The organism is Rathayibacter festucae DSM 15932, assembly GCF_004011135.1.
Lineage (GTDB): Bacteria > Actinomycetota > Actinomycetes > Actinomycetales > Microbacteriaceae > Rathayibacter > Rathayibacter festucae.
This window is the reverse complement of the sequence record NZ_CP028137.1, coordinates 721,426-738,641: the sequence shown is the minus strand read 5'-3', so window position 1 is coordinate 738,641 and position 17,216 is coordinate 721,426. Positions and strand designations below refer to the sequence as shown.

The window sequence follows — 17,216 nt, the reverse complement described above, 5'->3', positions numbered from 1 at the left end:
TCGTCATGAGGGGCGGCCCGCGGTCGTCCGCCCCGGCCCGCGGGAGGGCCCCCGGTGGAGCGGTCGGCGGAGCATGACCCGAGCGGCATGCACCCGCCGGTAGCGTCGGGCGAATGCCGACCGACGACGCTCCCGCACCGCCGACACCCCCGGGGATCGGCGTCTCCGCGCGCGTGGCCCGCTTCACGATGAGCCGCCTCGGCCGGATGATCTACCGCCCGATCGTCGAGGGCCGCGACAACGTCCCGCGCACCGGCCGGGTCATCCTCGCCAGCAACCACCTGTCGTTCATCGACTCCCCCGTGCTGACGCTGCTGGCGCCCCGGCCCGTGCAGTTCCTCGCGAAGGCCGACTACTTCACCGGCACCGGCGCGCGCGGTGCCGCGTCGCGCTCGTTCTTCACGGCGGTCGGGGCGGTGCCCGTCGAGCGGGGCGCCGGCCAGGCCGCGCAGGAGGCCCTCGACCTCGGCCGCGCGATCCTCGAGCGCGACGAGGCGTTCGCCGTCTACCCCGAGGGCACGCGCTCGCGCGACGGCCGCCTCTACCGCGGGCGCACCGGAGTGGCGTGGCTCGCCCTCACCACCGGCGCACCGGTCGTGCCGGTCGGGCTGGTCGGCACGCAGGAGCTGCAGCCCGTCGGCTCGAGGATCCCCCGCCTGCACCGGATCACGGTGCGCTTCGGCGATCCGCTCGACCTCTCCCGGCACGGCTCGGCCGACTCGGGACGCGCGCGCCGGCACGCGACCGACGAGGTGATGACCGCGATCCACGCGCTCTCGGGCCAGGAGGCCGCGGGCGTCTACAACGAGTCGCCGCCGGTCACCACGGTCGAGAGGATCCGGCGGGCGCTGCCGCACGAGCGGCGCTGACCTCTCCGGTCGCGGCTGCCCGAGCCCGCCCGGATCAGTGCGCGTCGGCCGCCGAGGTCTGCGGCTCGTGTCCCACGGGGAAGTTCACCGAGTTCGCGATGAAGCACAGCCGGGAGGCCTCGTCGTGCAGCGACTGCGCGAGCTCGATCATCGACTCGTGCGCGACGCGGACCCGCGGCCGGAGGGTCACCGAGACGAAGCGCCCGCCCTCGCCCTCCTGCACCATCCGCCCGGCGGCGTCGTCGATGTACTCGGTCACGACGACGCCGTTCTTCACCGCGACGTGCAGGAACGAGAGCAGGTGGCACTGCGCGAGGGCGGCGAGCAGCAGCTGCTCGGGGTTCCAGCGGTCCGGGTCGCCGCGGAAGGGCTTGTCGGCCGAGGCGAGGATCGGCGGCGGGCCCTCGGCGACGAGGACGTTCTGGCGCCCGTAGTCCCGGTAGCCGCTGGTGCCGGTTCCGCGATTGCCCTCCCAGACGACGGATACGGCGTAATCGTGCTCCGCTTGCATCGGAATCCTCCTTCTCGGCCGTGGTTCAGGCCGGTCTCGACGGTCTGGACCCCTGCTCCTCCGAGGCCCGTGGGTACACTCGGGGGACCATGACAGACACGCTCGCTCCCCAGGTTCCCACGTCGGCCGTCCCCCAGGAGCGTCGCGTCGCGACCGAGATCCCGGGGCCGCGATCGAGGGCCCTGCACGAGCGCCGCCTCGCCGTCGTCCCCACCGGAGTCGGCACCGCGCTCCCCGTCTACATCGACCGCGCGCACGGCGCGATCCTCGTCGACGTCGACGGCAACCAGTTCATCGACCTGGGCGCCGGCATCGGCGTGACGACGATCGGCCACACCGACGACGCGGTCGTCGCCGCCGCCACCGCGCAGCTCGGCCGCCTCACCCACACGCTCTTCACCGTCACGCCCTACGAGCCGTACATCCGCGTCGCGGAGCTGCTCGGCGAGCACACCCCCGGCGACCATGCGAAGAAGACCGTGCTGGTCAACTCCGGCGCCGAGGCCGTCGAGAACGCGGTCAAGATCGCCCGCAAGCACACCGGCCGCCCCGGCGTCGCGGTGCTCGACCACGCCTACCACGGCCGCACGAACCTGACGATGGCGATGAACTTCAAGGCGCTCCCCTACGGACTCGGCTTCGGCCCGTTCGCGAGCGACGTCCACCGCGCGCCGAGCTCGTACCCTTACCACGACGGCCTCTCGGGCGCCGAGGCGGCCGAGCAGACGATCTCCTACCTCGAGAAGACGGTCGGAGTGTCCGCGCTGGCCTGCCTCGTCGTCGAGCCCGTCCAGGGCGAGGGCGGCTTCATGGTCCCGGCGCAGGGCTTCCTGCCCGCGCTGCAGAAGTGGTGCACCGCGAACGGCATCGTCTTCGTCGCCGACGAGATCCAGTCGGGCATGGCCCGCACCGGCGCCTGGTTCGCCAGCGAGCACTTCGGCCTCGTCCCGGATCTGGTGCTCTCGGCCAAGGGCATCGCGGGCGGCCTGCCGCTCGCCGGTGTCACCGGTCGCGCCGAGATCATGGACTCCGCGCAGGCCGGCGGCCTCGGCGGCACCTTCGGCGGCAACCCCGTCGCAGCGGCCGCGGCGGTCGCCGTCTTCGAGCGGATCGAGCAGGACGGCCTCCTCGCCGAGGCCGACCGGATCGGCGCCCGTCTCGGTGCCGCGCTGCACGCCCTGCAGGAGCGCTACGACATCATCGGCGACGTGCGCGGCATCGGCGCGATGATGGCGATCGAGCTCGTCGAGCCGGGGACCGCGCAGACGACCAAGCGGCCGAACACCGCGGCGGTCGGCGCGATCATCGACTACGCCGCGAAGCACGGCGTGCTCGTGCTCAGCGCCGGCACCTACGGCAACGTGGTGCGCTTCCTCCCCAGCCTCGCCCTCACGGACGAGCTGCTGGACGAGGCCGTGGCCGTCCTCGGCGAGGCGTTCGCGACCCTCTGAGCCCCGCTCGCACCGACGACGGCCCGGCCCCTCCGCTCAGGAGGCGCCGGGCCGTCGGGCAAGATGGGGGGATGTCCGCAGGTACCTTCACCCTCGCCGAGTCCGTCGAACTGGCGGTGGTCGAGCGCTCCGGCTTCGTCGAGTCGCGCCACGCCGGGTCGGCCGTGCTCCTCGACTCCGACGGCCGCGTGGCCCGCACCCTGGGCACCCCGACGGCGCCGGTCCTCCCCCGCTCCTGCCTGAAGCCCTTCCAGGCCCTCGCCGTGATGACCGCCGGCGTCGAGCTGAGCGGGGCGGAGGCGGTGATCGCGACCGCGAGCCACGCCGGCATCCCGCAGCACGTCGCCCTGGTGCAGAATCTGCTCTTCCGCGCGGGCCTCGACCACACCGCCCTGCAGTGCCCGGCCGACTGGCCGAGCGACTCGGCCTCGCGCACCAAGCTGCTGCGCGCCGGAGCCAGCGCGGACCCGCTCTACATGAACTGCTCCGGCAAGCACGCGGCGATGCTGCTCGCCTGCGTGCAGAACGGCTGGAGCACCGACGACTACCTCGAGCGCTCGCACCCGCTGCAGCAGCACATCGTGGACACGATCGAGCGCCTGACCGGCGAGCGGATCGCGGGCTCGGCCGTCGACGGCTGCGGCGCACCGGTGCACGCACTGCCGCTGACCGCGCTGGCGAAGGGGATCTCGCGGATCGTCTCCTCCTCCCCCGCCTCGCCGTTCGGGCTCTACCGGCAGGCGGGCGTGCTCACCGAGGCGATCCTCGAGAACGCGTGGGCGCTGGACGGCCCCGGCCGCGACAACACCGTCGTGATCGAGCGGCTCGGCCTGGTCGCCAAGCTCGGCGCGGAGGGAGTGCTCGTGATGGCCTCGCCCGACGGCACGACGGTCGCGCTCAAGATCCTCGACGGCAGCCTGCGCGCCGCCACGGTGGTCGCGCTCAAGCTGCTGGTGGAGGCGGGCACCGTGGACCGCACGGCGGCGAACGAGGTGCTGGTGCGGCTCAACCCGGTCGTCACCGGCGGCGGCAAGCCGGTCGGCGCGGTCCGCGCCTCCTACGTCTGAGGCGCCGGGGCGCCGCCGGAGCGGCCGGTCGCGCCGCTACTGCGTGCGCGCCAGCCGCTTCGCCCGGGCCGCCGCCGACACCTGCGTGACGACGACGATCAGGATCGCCAGCACGAACACCGCCGACGCGATCACGTTCGCCTCGGCGGGGATGCCGCGGGCCGCCGCGATGTAGATGTACTTCGGGAACGTGGTGACGGAGCCGGAGTTGAAGTTCGTGATGATGAAGTCGTCGAAGCTCAGCGCGAACGAGAGCAGGGCCGCCGCGAGGATGCCGGGCAGCAGCAGCGGGAAGGTGATCCGCCAGAAGACCTGGCCCGGTGAGGCGTAGAGGTCGCGCCCCGCCTCCTCGAGTCGCGGGTCGAGGCTCGCGACGCGCGCCTTCACCGTCACCACGACGAAGCTGATGCAGAACATCGTGTGCGCCAGGATGATCGTCACGAGGCCCTTCTCGGTGCCGACCGCGAGGAACTGGGCGGCCAGACCGGCGCCGAGCACCACCTCTGGCGTGGCCATCGGCAGGAACAGCAGCAGGCTGATCGCGGAGCGGAACCGGAAGCGGAACCGCACGAGTGCGATGGCGATCATCGTCCCGAGCGCGGTGGCCAGCACCGTCGCGACGACGCCGACCAGCAGGCTGTTGCCGAACGCCGTCATCACCTCCTCGCTCGTCCACGCCGACACCCACTTGTCGAAGGTGAAGCCCCGCCAGGCGAGGTTGCTCTTGCCCGAGTCGTTGAACGAGTAGACGAAGGTGTAGCCGATGGGGATCAGCAGGAAGATCAGGGCGAGGGCGGTGTAGATCCCGAGCCCGAGGCCCTTGAAGCGACGCGGGCCTCGCACCGGTGCGGGAGCGGGTGCCCCCAGCGCCTCCTGGGCGCTCGCGACGGGCCGGTCGGCGGTGGCGGTCACAGGAGGTCCTCCGTTCCACTGCGCTTCACGTAGAAGCCGACGATGACCAGGATCACGGCCATCAGGACGATCGACAGCGCGGCGGCGGCCGGGTAGTTCTCGAGGGTCAGGAAGTTCGCCTCGATCGCGTTGCCCACCATCGAGGTCTGCGACGAGCCGAGGAAGTCGCGGCTCGCGTTGATGTAGTCGCCCGCGGCCGGGATGAAGGTGAGCAGCGTCCCCGAGACGATGCCGGGCATCGAGAGCGGCACGGTGACCTTCCAGAAGACCGAGGCGGGGCGGGCGTAGAGGTCGGAGCCGGCCTCGAGCAGCCGGGTGTCCAGCCGCTCGAGCGTCGTGTAGAGCGGCAGCGTCATGAAGGGGATGAAGTTGTAGGTGATGCCGAAGACGACGGCGATCGGGGTCCCCGTGAGGTGGCCGTCGGAGGGCAGGATCGCGACGGTCTTGAGGGCCTGCACGAGCGGGCTCTCGTCGGCGAGGATCTGCTTCCAGGCCAGGGTGCGGAGCAGGAAGCTGATGAAGAACGGCGCGATCACCAGCGTCAGCAGCAGGTTCTGCAGCAGCGGCCACGGCCGTGCCTTGACGCCGATGAAGTAGGCGAGCGGGTAGCTGATGACGAGCGCGAGCACCGTGGCGATCAGCGCGTAGCCGAAGGAGCGGATCGCGTGCGGCCAGTAGTCGGCCATCACGACGAGGTAGTTCTGCCAGGCGAAGCCCGGCGCGTACTCGCCGATGTCGCCGTCCGGCACCTCGACCTGGAACGAGGTCAGCACGAGCGAGATCAGCGGCGTCAGGAAGAACAGCAGCATGTAGACGATGCCCGGCAGCAGGAGCACCAGGGCGATCGTCGACCGCCGGCGGACCGGCGGATCGAGCGTGTCGGCCGAGCCGGTCGCGAACGCGGCGAAGGCCATGCCTACGCCCCTCCGGAGCGACCGGCGAGCAGCCCGCGCTTCTGCAGGGCGATCGAGCGGGTGGAGTCGTCGGCGGCGAAGCGGGGCACGGTGCCCGGCTCGTCGGCCAGCCCGAAGCCGTGCTCGATGCTCCAGCTGACCCAGACCTGCGCGCCCTCGCCGACGACCGGCCCGAAGACCATGTTCTGCGCGAAGACGACGATCGAGCCGAGAGTCGGGATCTCGATCGTGTACTGCGTGCTGACGCCGCTGAAGGAGACGTCGACCACGCGGCCCGGCCCGAGCACGTTGCGGTCCGGAGTGTCGGCCGGCGCCTCGGTGAGCAGGAGGAGCTTCTCGGGGCGGACGCCGATGGTCATCTCCCCGGACTCGCGAGCGGCACGGGCGGTGGGCACGACGATCCGGGCGTCGCCGGCCGCGATCGTCAGCGCGGTGGCGGTCGAGCCGACGACCTCGCCGGTGAAGAGGTTCGACTGGCCGAGGAAGTTCGCGACGAAGACCGTCCGCGGGAGCTCGTAGAGCGCCTCGGGGGCGCCCATCTGCTCGATCCGGCCCTTGTTCATCACCGCGACCGTGTCGGCCATGGTCATGGCCTCCTCCTGGTCGTGCGTGACGTGCAGGAAGGTGAGGCCGACCTCCTCCTGGATCGACTTCAGCTCGAGCTGCATCTGGCGGCGGAGCTTGAGGTCGAGCGCGCCGAGCGGCTCGTCGAGGAGCAGGAGCGCGGGCCGGTTGACGATGGCCCGGGCGAGGGCGACCCGCTGCTGCTGCCCGCCCGAGAGCTGGGCCGGGCGGCGCTGGGCGAGGTGGTCGAGCTCGACCAGCCGGAGCGCCTCGTGCGCCTTGCCGACCGGCTCGTCGATCCGCCGGCGCTTGAGACCGAAGGCGACGTTCTCGAGGATCGACATGTGCGGGAACAGCGCGTACGACTGGAAGACCGTGTTGACCGGGCGCTGGAAGGTCTTGGTGGCCGTGACGTCCTTTCCGCCGATGAGGATCCGGCCGGCGCTGGGCTCCTCGAGGCCCGCGACGAGGCGCAGGGTAGTGGTCTTCCCGCAGCCCGAGGGTCCGAGCAGGGCGAAGAAGGAGCCCGCGGGGATCGTGAGATCCAGCGAGTCGATGGCGGTGAAGCCCGGGTACTGCTTGCTGATCCCGACCAGCTCGAGGTCGGCGCCGCGCTCGGCGAAGGTTCCCATCGCCATCAGATGCCCAGCAGCACTTTCTGGAACTCGGCCTGGTAGTCCTTCTCCTCGTCCGCGGTGAGCGTCCGGAAGATGTGGGACTGCGCGAGCGTGTCCTCGTCGGGGAAGATCAGCTGGTTCTCGGCCAGCTCCGGGTCGATGCTCTCCATGGCGTCCTTCGCTCCGTCGACGGGGGTGATGTAGTTGACCCAGGCGGCCACCTCGGCGGCGACCTCCGGCTCGTAGTAGTAGTTCATCAGCGCTTCCGCATTGGCCTTGCGCTGGGAGCCCATCGGCACGACGAAGGTGTCGTTCCACAGGGTGCCGCCGGAGTCGGGGAGCGCGAACTCCCACTTGTCGCCGGCCTCGGTGTTGATCAGCGTGATGTCGCCCGACCAGCAGATCGCCGCGAGGGTGTCCTCGTTCTGCAGATCGTTCAGGTACGCGTTGCCCTTGATGTTGCGGATCTGGCCCTCGTCGACCTGCTTCCGGAAGACGTCGATCGCGTTCATGAACTCGTCGTCCCCCCAGGAGCCGGCGATGTCGGTGCCCTGGGCGAGCATGATCAGCCCGATGGTGTCGCGCATCTCGCTGAGCACGCCGACCCGGCCGCGCAGTGCCGGGTCCCAGAGGTCCTCCACGCTCGCGAGTCCGTTCGGCAGCTTCTCCTTGTTCCAGCAGATCCCGGCGAAGCCGGCCTGGAACGGCAGGGAGCGGTGGCGGCCCGGATCGAAGTCCGGGTTCGCGAGCGAGGGGGTGAGGTTCGCGATGTTCGGGATGTTCGCGTGGTCGAGCTCCTGGATGTAGCCGCGCCGGGCCAGCCGCGAGACCATCCACTCGGTCAGGCAGACGGTGTCGGCGCCGATGTACTGGCCGAGCGCGAGCTGGTCCTTGACCTTGCCGTAGTAGGAGTTGTTGTCGTCGACCGCGACGTTGTAGGTGACGGAGATGCCGGACTGCTCCTCGAACGCCGTCAGAGTCGGGTAGCCGCCGTCGTCGTCCTCGTCGAGATAGGCGGGCCAGTTGTCCCAGACCAGTCTCGGATCGGAGGCGGACTCGTCGACCGCGGCGGTGGGGGCGGCGCGCGAGACCGGGGCGCAGCCGGCGAGCGCCAGCGCGCCGACGCCGAGCCCGAGACCGCCGAGGACCGCGCGCCGCGAGAGCATCGCGCGCCGCTCCCGCTCGCGGGATCGTGCGACGGCGATGGCCTCGCGGAGGACGGGGTCCCTCGGGAGAGGACGGGTCATGGCTGCGGCTCCTGACTGCGTCGGTGCTCGGGCCCACCGGCGTGAACGTGGGGAAATACTGGCACAGTGCTCGGACGTCTGTCGATGACGGACGGAGGAGATCGGTGATCTGGAAACATGATTGTCACGAAATCCGCGCTCCGAGGGCTCTCCGACCACGGATTCCTCCTGTTCGGCGCCGGTGGTCAGGACGCCGGGGCGTCCGGCCAGCGCGCACGACGGAGACGGTCGTCCACCAGGAGCAGCACCCTGTCGCCCGCGCAGAGAGGTGCCGGCGGGAGCGGACCCAGCACGACCCGCGCCTCGGCCGGGGGGAGGTCGAGCACGACGGGAGCGCTCGCGCGGAGGCGGGCGAGGAGCGCCCTCGCCACGGACCACTCCGCGACCGACCCGAGGATCGCCGCGCCGGCCGGAGGCAGCCCGTCCGCCACCGCCGGGACCGGGAGCGCGGGGACGCCGGCCGCGGTGAGCCTCGCCCTCAGCGCCCCCGCGCGATTCGTCAGGACCGCGAAGGGCTTCTCGCCCCTCGGCACGACCGGCACGGCCGCCGGACGCCTGCCCGGCGGCGACGGCGGCGACGCGAAGACCTGGATCCGCTCCCCGCGCCACCAGCCGCCGCCCGGGGGCAGGTCGCCGCGGTACGGCTCGCCGTGCAGCGCGAGCAGCTGGTGCTCCTGCCGGTGTGCGGCGCGCAGCAGCAGGACGTCGTCGAAGGCGTCCCGGAGGCCGGCGAGCCCGTCGGTCGCCCGGCGGGCGGTGGCGACGATCGGCTCCCCGCCGGAGCGGAGCGCCGTCTGCAGGGCGTCGAGGAGTCGCCGGCGCTCGTCCTCGGTGCAGCGCCGCAAGAGCAGATCCAGATCGTCGAGCAGGAGCGGACCGGACGGCCCCTCCTCGGCGACGACCGCGTCCCAGGCCTCCTCGACGTCGAGCGGGCCGACCGTGCGAGCGCCGCCGAGCTGCGCGGCGACCGTGCGGAGCGCGCCGCTGCGACCGGAGCCCGCTGCTCCGAGGACGAGGAGGGAGCGGTGATCGAGGTGGACGACGTCCTGGCGCTGCTCGGCCGGGCGGTCGACGACGCCGAGCGCGATCCGGCCCGTCCGCCGGCGCTCCGGCAGGGGGATCCGGTCGGGGAGCGGGTCGAGCCAGGGCCGGTGCGCCGGGGCAGACCCGGCGCCGCTCCGCCTCGCCCTGGCGATGTCGTCCTCCTGCGCGAGGGCCGCCTGGACCAGCTGCCCGCGGCCGCCGATCGACACCACGCACCGGCCCGCCGCGCGGTGCGGGATCCGCGCGGCGGCGTCCGAGCCGATCAGCGCTCGCGAGTCGGCGGCGTCGTGCACCCGGAGCGCGATCCGGAGGCCGCAGTTCGCCGCGACCGCGTCGCGGACGACGCCCACCGGCCGCTGGGTGCACAGCACGAGGTGGACGCCGAGCGAGCGCCCGCGCGCGGCGATGTCGGCGAAGGTGCGGTGCAGCTCCGGTGCGCGCTCCAGCACGACCGCGCACTCGTCGACGACGACGACCAGTCGCGCGAGCACTCCGGGTGCCAGCCGGGCGATGTCCGGGACGCCGCGCTCGGCGAGGACCACCTCGCGACGGCGCAGCTCGGCGGCGATGCTGGTGAAGGCGCGGAGAGCCCCCTCGGTGTCGAGATCGGTGATCACCCCGGTCACGTGCGGGAGGGGCCGGAGCGCGCTGAACCCCGCGCCGCCCTTGAAGTCCGCGAGCAGGAACGTCACGGCGGTCGGCGAGTGCCGGATCGCCAGCCCCACGACCCAGGCGATCAGGAGCTCGCTCTTGCCGCTCCCCGTCGTCCCGCCGACGACGGCGTGCGGCCCGTCGCGGACCAGATCGATCTCGATCGGGCCGCTCGGCGTCCGCCCCAGCAGCACCGGGAGGCCGGTGCCGTCGTCGGGTCCGTCCCGGGCACCGAGGTCGGAGAGCAGCACGGTCTCCGGGAGCTCCGCCGGTCCTGCGCCGCGGGCGGCGGCGAGCGACTCGGCGTAGCCGCGCGCCTGCTCCGCGGCCACGAAGTCGACGACCAGCGGCTCCGTCGTGCCGGGCCCTCTCCGGCCGACGACGCTCGCGACGCCGGCTCCGCCGAGCTGCACGATGCAGCGGCACCGCTTCGGCAGCTCGGCCGCTGTGCCGGCGAGGGCGAGGACGGCGTCCGCCTCGGTCGCCGCGTCCCTCTCCAGGACGGCGAGGGCGAGCGGCGCGCCGACCGACCGCGTGTGCGGAAGAGCGCGGAGGCAGCGCCAGCCGGTTCCGGACGGCAGCTCGATGCGGAGGGCTTCCGGCGCGACGAGCTCCGCGATCTGCACCAGGAGCCCCCGCACCAGCGCGCGGGTGAGGACGGCGGGGCCGACGACGCCGATCCCCGAGGACATCGCTGCCAGCAGCACCTCCCCGTCCTCTCGCGCCCCCTCCCCTGTTCCCCTCGCCCGACCGAGCACGACCTCGAGTCCCTCCGCCGGCCGACGCCAGCGGGCGTCCGCCGGGACGCGCTGCTCGAGGACGTCGAGCGGGAGCGGCGACGCGCGGCGGAGGGCGGCGAGCTCCTCCGCCCGCGCCTCCGCCGTCGCAACGGCGTGCTCCGCGAGCTCCCGGGAGTAGCGCTCCGCCTCCCGCCGCGCGGTGCGGCGGCGGAGACGGGCCGCGTCGAGGAAGGAGGCGAGCGCGACCACCGGTCCGAGAGCGGCGAGGGCCAGCGTGTACGGCGACGAGGTCAGCGCGTAGAGCACCAGGGACGACAGCACGGGGGTCAGCGCCGCGATCCACGGGAACGGCGGCCGCGGCGGCGTGCTCGGCGGAGTGGGCGGCAGGAGCCGTGCCCGGGGGTGCTGGATCGTCATCCGACCAGCGAAGCGGACGCCGGCCGCGCGCGGTGGGTCAGCGGGTGATCGGTGGACGGTTCGAGGCTGTGGAGGAGCCGTCGACCCGCTCCACCGCCATCTCGACCGCGGACAGCAGGAGCCTGCTGCCGATCTTCGCGCGGTAGCGGCGGCCCGCTTCGAGCGGGAGCGGGGCCTGCGTCGGGGCGACCAGCACGGTGCCGTTCGCGGACCATCGATCGCTGACCCACAGGCCGCCCTCGTCGAAGCCGAACTCGAGGTGCGTCTTCGACAGCGAGCGCGTCGGATCGGGGACCGCGAGGATGTGCCGGAAGGTCTCGCCCGCATCCGGCAGCGGCTGGCGGCCGATGAGACCGCTGCCGGTGACGATGGCGTGCTGCCCGGAGGCGAAGATCAGCTTCACGAGCCCCTGACTCGGGGGCGCCATGGGCGCTCCGGGAGCGGGCCGCCGGTGCCGGCCCGGTGCGAGACCGGGGAGCCAGGCACGGCGCGAGGGGTCGAGGACGGTGGTGTCGCCGCTCGACGCGGGGCGGGAGGCGCCGGGAGTCGCGTGCGAGGCCACCGAGGTGCCGCACTCTCCGCAGAGGATCGCCCCGGGATCGAGGGTGGAGCCACACGTGCTGCAGATCACCGAGACCACCCCTCCTCGACCCATGGTACCCGGGGCTCCGGCGGGCCTCCCGGATCCTCGATCAGTCGCTCTCGCCGGTGACGGCGAGCACGTCGACGACGATCACCGTCACGTTGTCGCGTCCGCCGTTGCCGAGCGCCGCCTCGACCAGTCCGTCGGCGGCGTCCTGGGCCGTCTCCGCGGTGGAGAGCACGTGCTCGAGGCCCGCGTCCGTGAGCTCCTTGGTCAGGCCGTCCGAGCAGATCAGCAGCCGCGACGGGGCGATGACGGGAACGAGACGGTAGTCGGGGACGGGCGGCTCGTGGAAGCCGACCGCCCGGGTGATCACGTTGCTGTGCGGGTGCACGTCGGCCTCGTCCCGGGTGATCAGGCCCGCATCGACGAGCTCCTGGACGATCGAGTGGTCGACCGTCAGCTGGACCAGGGCGCCCTGGACGCAGAGGTAGACGCGCGAGTCGCCGATGTTGAAGACGGACCAGTAGGGCTCGCCGCCCACGGCGGTCAGTGCCGCTCCGGTGACGGTGGTCCCGGTCCCGCCGTCGGCGGTCTGCGACTGGCGGGCGATGTCGTCCACGGCCTCACGGAGCGCGCGGTCGATCTCCTCCGATCCCACCGTGCTGCCGGTCGCGGCGAGGGAGAGCCGGGACACGACGGCGTCGCTCGCCACCTCTCCGGCCGCGTGGCCGCCCATCCCGTCGGCGACGGCGAAGAGCGGCGTCTTCGCGAGGTAGCTGTCCTCGTTGGCACTGCGCACCAGGCCGACCTCGGTGCGCGCCGCCCAGCCGAGGGTGACCTCCGCGGAGGGCGTGTCCGACGACCAGGCCGAGACGGGGACGGTCACCGACGCTCGGCTGCGGCCGATCTGCGTCATCGCGTCTCCTCGCCTCCGCCGGCTCCGCGCACGCGGGCCGATCCCTCCGATGCTAGCGGCTGTGCGAGCACCGGAGACGCCCGCTCAGCGGCGCTGCGCAGCGCCCCCGCGGAGGATCGGACCGACCGTCGCCCGCGTGGGCGAGAGCGCTTCCGCGACAGTGGATTCCGTCATCCGGGACGCCTCGCCGATGCGGATTCACTTGCCGGGCCCCGCCGAGGCTGCCAGGATCATCGCATGAGCCCCTCCCGCCCTCCTGCGCCGCGCCCGCTCCAGCTCGACGACGTGTCCAAGGCGATCATCGAGCAGCTGCAGGCCGACGGCCGGCGGTCCTACGCCGAGATCGGCAAGGCGGTCGGGCTCAGCGAGGCGGCCGTCCGCCAGCGGGTGCAGAAGCTGACCGAGTCGGGCGTGATGCAGATCGTCGCCGTGACCGACCCGATGCAGCTCGGCTTCTACCGGCAGGCGATGATCGGCGTCCGCGTCACCGGGGACACCAGGGTGGTCGCGGACAGCCTCGCGGCGATCCCCGCGGTGGACTACGTGGTGCTGACGGCCGGCACCTTCGACATCCTCGCCGAGGTCGTCTGCGAGAACGACGACGACCTGATCGCCCTGCTCAACCAGGAGATCCGTTCGCTCCCGGGGGTGCTCTCGACCGAGACCTTCGTCTATCTGAAACTCCACAAGCAGTTCTACAACTGGGGAACGCGGTAACCGATGACCACAGAGACAGCATTCTCGAGCCAGGGCCTCGCGTCCGGCGATCCGGTGAAGGGCGAGGACGCCCCGGCCGGCTTCGACGACGCGGCGCTGCAGAAGAAGGCCAAGGACCACCTCTGGATGCACTTCACCCGCCAGTCGGTGATGGACTCCGGCGCGGGGGTCCCCATCATCACCCGGGGCGAGGGCCATCACATCTGGGACAGCACCGGGCGCAAGTACCTCGACGGGCTCTCCGGGCTCTTCGTCGTCAACGCGGGCCACGGCCGGCGGCGGCTCGCGGAGGCCGCGGCCAAGCAGGCGGCCGAGCTCTCGTTCTTCCCGCTCTGGTCCTACGCGACGCCCTCGGCGATCGAGCTCGCCGATCGCCTCGCGGATCACGCACCGGGCGACCTCAACCGCGTGTTCTTCTCGACCGGTGGCGGTGAAGCCGTCGAGACGGCCTTCAAGCTGGCGAAGCACTTCTGGAAGCTCCAGGGCAAGCCGGGCAAGCACAAGGTGATCTCGCGCTCGGTCGCCTACCACGGCACTCCGCAGGGCGCGCTGGCGATCACCGGCATCCCGGCGATGAAGGCGATGTTCGAGCCGATCGTGCCCGGCGGCTTCCGCGTGCCGAACACCAACTTCTACCGCGCGCCCCAGCACGGCGACGATCTGGAGGCCTTCGGCGTCTGGGCGGCGGACCGCATCGAGGAGATGATCGAGTTCGAGGGCCCCGAGACGGTCGCCGCCGTCTTCCTCGAGCCGGTGCAGAACTCCGGTGGCTGCTTCCCCCCGCCGCCCGGCTACTTCCAGCGGGTGCGCGAGATCTGCGACCGGCACGACGTGCTCCTCGTCTCGGACGAGGTGATCTGCGCCTTCGGGCGGATCGGCCACATGTTCGCCTGCGACGAGTACGGCTACGTGCCGGACATGATCACCTGCGCGAAGGGCATGACCAGCGGCTACTCCCCCATCGGCGCCACCATCGTCAGCGACCGCATCTACGAGCCCTTCCGGCACGGCGAGGTCTCCTTCCCGCACGGCTACACCTTCGGCGGACACCCCGTCTCGGCCGCGGTCGCGCTGGAGAACCTCGACATCTTCGAGGAGGAGAAGCTCAACGAGAACGTGCGGGAGAACTCGCCGCTCTTCCGCTCCACGCTCGAGAAGCTGCTCGACCTGCCGATCGTCGGCGACGTCCGCGGCGCGGGCTACTTCTTCGGGATCGAGCTGGTCAAGGACAAGACGACCAAGGAGACCTTCGACGCCGAGGAGTCCGAGCGCCTGCTGCGCGGCTTCCTCTCGAAGGCGCTCTTCGACGCCGGCCTGTACTGCCGGGCGGACGACCGCGGCGACCCCGTCGTGCAGCTCGCGCCGCCGCTCACGATCGGTCCGAAGGAGTTCGACGAGATCGAGCAGATCCTCCGCTCGGTGCTGACGGAGGCCTGGGCACGACTCTGACGTGCTCGTGCGCGCCGCCGGATCGAGTGGCGGCGCGCACGAGCCCGCTGAGCACACCTCACGCGGCACGGCGCCCCTCGACGGCCCACGGGCACGGCTCGCCGCCCTCGAGCGCGGCTACGAGGATCCGCGAGTCGTGATCGTGCGGATCGAGCCGGACCGCCTCCCGCGCGAGGAGCGCCGCTGAGCGGGTCGACCCCGACGACCAGTGGAGCGTGGCGAGCAGGACCAGCAGCGGTCCCCGCTCCGTCCCCGGCGCCGCCGCGGCGGCGTGCCCGACGAGCCCGATGACGGACGGCGCAGCGGCGCGGTCGGGAGAGGCGACGAGTCGGATGATCCGCTCCCGCCCTTCCCGCCGTTGCGCGCCGACGATGAGCGCGGCGAGCGCGCGGGTCCGCGGCTGCCAGGGACGCCCCGCGGCCGCGCGCAGCAGAAGGGACTCGACGTCGGCCGTCACCGCCTCGGGGAGACGAGCGCGCGGGTGCCGGTCGAGCAGCGCGTCCACCTCCGCCGCGATAGCCAGCGCCTCCCCTCGGTCGACGGCGGGCAGCAGCTCCGCCGAGGGGGTCTCGCCGGACGTCCCGCGGACCGTCGTTCCGCTGCCCGGTCGGCTCGGGCGGCGCGGGCCGGCGGGGACGAGCACCTCCACGGCGATTCCGAGCTCCTGCGCTCGACTGCTCAGCGCGCCGATCAGCGCACCGGCGGACGGAACGCGTCGGCCGGAGGAGAACAGCACGATCACCAGGCACTCCACACGCCCGAAGCGCCCGAGGGCCCCGATCCAGACCCGAGCGGCTCGTGTCGGATCGCCGACAGCGAGGTCGAAGCGGAGGGCGCCGGTGGGCGTCCCACCCCTCACCGGGAGGAGGACGACGCTCTCGTGGGGCGGATACCCGACCAGGCGAGGGATCGCCGCGAGCACGGCGCTGTGATCGACGGGACGGACCGGAGGCGATGCAGTGGATGTCATGCGGCAACGGTGGCGGGCCCGGCGTCGCTGCGGGGCGGGACCCACGGCGACCGGAAGACAGATCGCCGGAACGCCACCTGTGGAGGACGCCCGCCGACCGCGCCCGGACGCGCGCCCACCTGCTGGTCGACCAGCCACAGCCCATCGCGCGCGAGGACATGCTGGTCGAGTAGCCGCCGCAGGCGGCGTATCGAGACCCACCGTCTCTCGGTGGGTGGATCTCGATACGCCCGCTCCGCGGGCTACTCGATCAGCATGAAGCGCTCGGCGCTGCAGACCTTCAGCTGGAAGCACCTCCTCCCTGCTGGTCGAGTAGCCCCGCAGGGGCGCATCGAGACCCGCCCACCGTCAGCACGGCGGGACTGCGAAGTCAGTGGATCTCGACGCGCCCGTTCCGTCCTCCACAGGTCGCTTAGCTGCGGAGCCGTCCACCGATGTCCGATTCCCGCCGGTCGGCCGAGGGTTCCGCGGATACTCTCGTGGCATGAGAACGACTCCCCTTCACGTGCGCCGCACCGTCAGCCCCCTCGGCCGGATCGAGGTCGGCAGCGACGGCGAGTCGATCGTCTCGCTCGCGATCGAGAACGGCGGAATCCTCCCGCACGACCACCTGCCCGACGGCTCGCTCCCCGTCCTCTGCAGCGCGGTGGATCAGCTCGACGCCTACTTCGCGGGTGAGCGGCGCACCTTCGACCTGCCGCTGCTGCTCCGCGGGACGCCCTTCCAGCTGGAGATCTGGGGAGCTCTCCAGGGGATCGGCTTCGGCGAGATCACCTCCTACGGTGCCCTCGGGCAGGCGACGGGACGGCTCCGCTCCGGCCGGCCCATCGGCGGCGCCGTCGGCGCGAATCCGATCCCGATCCTCGTCGGCTGCCACCGCGTGCTGGCCGGAGACGGCCGGATCACCGGCTTCAGCGCCGGCGAAGGCGTCGCCACGAAAGCCTGGCTGCTCGATCACGAGGGGATCGCGCACCGATGACGGTCGAGGACGGGCTTATCACCGACGCGGACGGGACCGTCCGCTGCGGCTGGAGCGGCGACGACGTCGAGTACCGCCGCTACCACGACGAGGAGTGGGGCGTCCCCCTGCACGGAGACCGTCCGCTCTTCGAGAAGATCTGCCTCGAGGGCTTCCAGGCGGGGCTCTCCTGGATCACCATCCTCCGCAAGCGGCCTCGGTTCCGCGAGGTCTTCCACGGCTTCGATCTCGACGTCGTCGCGGCGATGGACACGGACGACGTGGACCGGCTGATGGAGGACGCCGGCATCATCCGCAGCCGCCCCAAGATCCTCGCGACCATCGGCAACGCGCAGGCGGCCGTCGCCCTGCGCGAGCGCGACGGCGACGGCGCGCTCGACCGCCTGGTCTGGTCGTTCGAGGAGGACACGCCGTCCGACCGCGTCGTCCGCCCCGCCGATGTCCCCACCTCGACGCCGGCGTCCCTCGCGCTCTCGAAGGCGCTCCGGAAGGCCGGCTTCCGCTTCGTCGGTGCGACGACCATGTACGCCCTGCTGCAGTCGGCCGGCGTCGTCGACGACCACCTCACCGGCTGCTTCCGCGCCCGCTCCTGACG

At 72.4% G+C, this 17,216-nt stretch carries 16 protein-coding genes; 7 read left to right on the top strand and 9 right to left on the bottom strand.

Annotation, left to right across the window (positions count from 1 at the left end; all coding sequences use genetic code 11):
* Positions 1–113: 113 nt before the first annotated feature.
* Positions 114–869 carry a lysophospholipid acyltransferase family protein gene (locus C1I64_RS03460; RefSeq protein WP_123445524.1) on the top strand — a complete coding sequence of 252 codons (756 nt, stop codon included), beginning with the start codon at positions 114–116 and terminating at the stop codon, positions 867–869.
* A 34-nt stretch (positions 870–903) separates the two neighbouring features.
* Here C1I64_RS03460 and C1I64_RS03455 read toward each other — a convergent pair whose 3' ends face one another.
* A complete protein-coding gene (locus C1I64_RS03455) occupies positions 904–1,380 on the bottom strand; it encodes an OsmC family protein (protein WP_127886215.1) in 477 nt (158 codons plus the stop codon).
* Between the two features lie 89 nt (positions 1,381–1,469).
* Here C1I64_RS03455 and gabT point away from each other — a divergent pair, with 89 nt between their 5' ends.
* Together gabT and C1I64_RS03445 are read left to right on the top strand one after the other, a co-directional pair.
* Positions 1,470–2,831, top strand: a complete 1,362-nt coding sequence (gabT, locus tag C1I64_RS03450) for a 4-aminobutyrate--2-oxoglutarate transaminase (protein ID WP_127886214.1) — start codon at positions 1,470–1,472, stop codon at positions 2,829–2,831.
* Positions 2,832–2,902: 71 nt separating this feature from the next.
* Positions 2,903–3,898 (top strand): asparaginase, encoded by a 996-nt coding sequence (locus C1I64_RS03445; protein WP_123702932.1) that lies wholly within the window; start codon positions 2,903–2,905, stop codon positions 3,896–3,898.
* A 36-nt stretch (positions 3,899–3,934) separates the two neighbouring features.
* Here C1I64_RS03445 and C1I64_RS03440 read toward each other — a convergent pair whose 3' ends face one another.
* The 7 genes from C1I64_RS03440 to C1I64_RS03410 form a co-directional block, all read right to left on the bottom strand.
* Positions 3,935–4,702 carry an ABC transporter permease gene (locus C1I64_RS03440; protein ID WP_243587282.1) on the bottom strand — a complete coding sequence of 256 codons (768 nt, stop codon included), beginning with the start codon at positions 4,700–4,702 and terminating at the stop codon, positions 3,935–3,937.
* A 104-nt stretch (positions 4,703–4,806) separates the two neighbouring features.
* On the bottom strand, positions 4,807–5,724 hold the full coding sequence (locus C1I64_RS03435) for an ABC transporter permease (RefSeq protein ID WP_123445520.1): 918 nt from the start codon (positions 5,722–5,724) through the stop codon (positions 4,807–4,809).
* A gap of 2 nt (positions 5,725–5,726) precedes the next feature.
* Positions 5,727–6,926, bottom strand: coding sequence for an ABC transporter ATP-binding protein (locus tag C1I64_RS03430; RefSeq protein ID WP_127886213.1), 1,200 nt, complete (start codon positions 6,924–6,926; stop codon positions 5,727–5,729).
* Positions 6,926–8,152 carry an ABC transporter substrate-binding protein gene (locus tag C1I64_RS03425; protein WP_123445518.1) on the bottom strand — a complete coding sequence of 409 codons (1,227 nt, stop codon included), beginning with the start codon at positions 8,150–8,152 and terminating at the stop codon, positions 6,926–6,928. The genes C1I64_RS03430 and C1I64_RS03425 overlap by 1 nt, the downstream gene beginning before the upstream one ends.
* Positions 8,153–8,337: 185 nt before the next feature.
* Positions 8,338–11,004: an FtsK/SpoIIIE domain-containing protein gene (locus tag C1I64_RS03420; RefSeq protein WP_127886212.1), complete on the bottom strand. Its 2,667-nt coding sequence runs from the start codon at positions 11,002–11,004 to the stop codon at positions 8,338–8,340.
* Between the two features lie 37 nt (positions 11,005–11,041).
* The gene (locus C1I64_RS03415; protein WP_133961659.1) at positions 11,042–11,431 is read right to left on the bottom strand and encodes an FHA domain-containing protein; all 390 of its coding nucleotides are present in this window, start codon (positions 11,429–11,431) and stop codon (positions 11,042–11,044) included.
* A gap of 265 nt (positions 11,432–11,696) precedes the next feature.
* Complete coding sequence (locus tag C1I64_RS03410) at positions 11,697–12,506, bottom strand: PP2C family protein-serine/threonine phosphatase (protein ID WP_127886210.1); 810 nt, start codon at positions 12,504–12,506, stop codon at positions 11,697–11,699.
* Between the two features lie 237 nt (positions 12,507–12,743).
* On the opposite strand from C1I64_RS03410, the gene C1I64_RS03405 reads away from it, so the two are divergent.
* Complete coding sequence (locus tag C1I64_RS03405; protein WP_123445514.1) at positions 12,744–13,223, top strand: Lrp/AsnC family transcriptional regulator; 480 nt, start codon at positions 12,744–12,746, stop codon at positions 13,221–13,223.
* Positions 13,224–13,349: 126 nt separating this feature from the next.
* Entirely contained in the window at positions 13,350–14,672 is a 1,323-nt protein-coding gene (locus C1I64_RS03400; protein ID WP_244209562.1) for an aspartate aminotransferase family protein, read from the top strand.
* A 58-nt stretch (positions 14,673–14,730) separates the two neighbouring features.
* Here C1I64_RS03400 and C1I64_RS03395 read toward each other — a convergent pair whose 3' ends face one another.
* Positions 14,731–15,642 (bottom strand): DUF4192 family protein, encoded by a 912-nt coding sequence (locus tag C1I64_RS03395; RefSeq protein WP_127886208.1) that lies wholly within the window; start codon positions 15,640–15,642, stop codon positions 14,731–14,733.
* A gap of 484 nt (positions 15,643–16,126) precedes the next feature.
* Between C1I64_RS03395 and C1I64_RS03390 the strand changes: the two genes are divergently transcribed.
* Together C1I64_RS03390 and C1I64_RS03385 are read left to right on the top strand one after the other, a co-directional pair.
* The gene (locus C1I64_RS03390) at positions 16,127–16,621 is read left to right on the top strand and encodes a methylated-DNA--[protein]-cysteine S-methyltransferase (RefSeq protein ID WP_127886207.1); all 495 of its coding nucleotides are present in this window, start codon (positions 16,127–16,129) and stop codon (positions 16,619–16,621) included.
* Entirely contained in the window at positions 16,618–17,214 is a 597-nt protein-coding gene (locus tag C1I64_RS03385) for a DNA-3-methyladenine glycosylase I (RefSeq protein ID WP_127886206.1), read from the top strand. Before C1I64_RS03390 ends, C1I64_RS03385 begins: the two co-directional genes overlap by 4 nt.
* Positions 17,215–17,216: the final 2 nt, after the last annotated feature.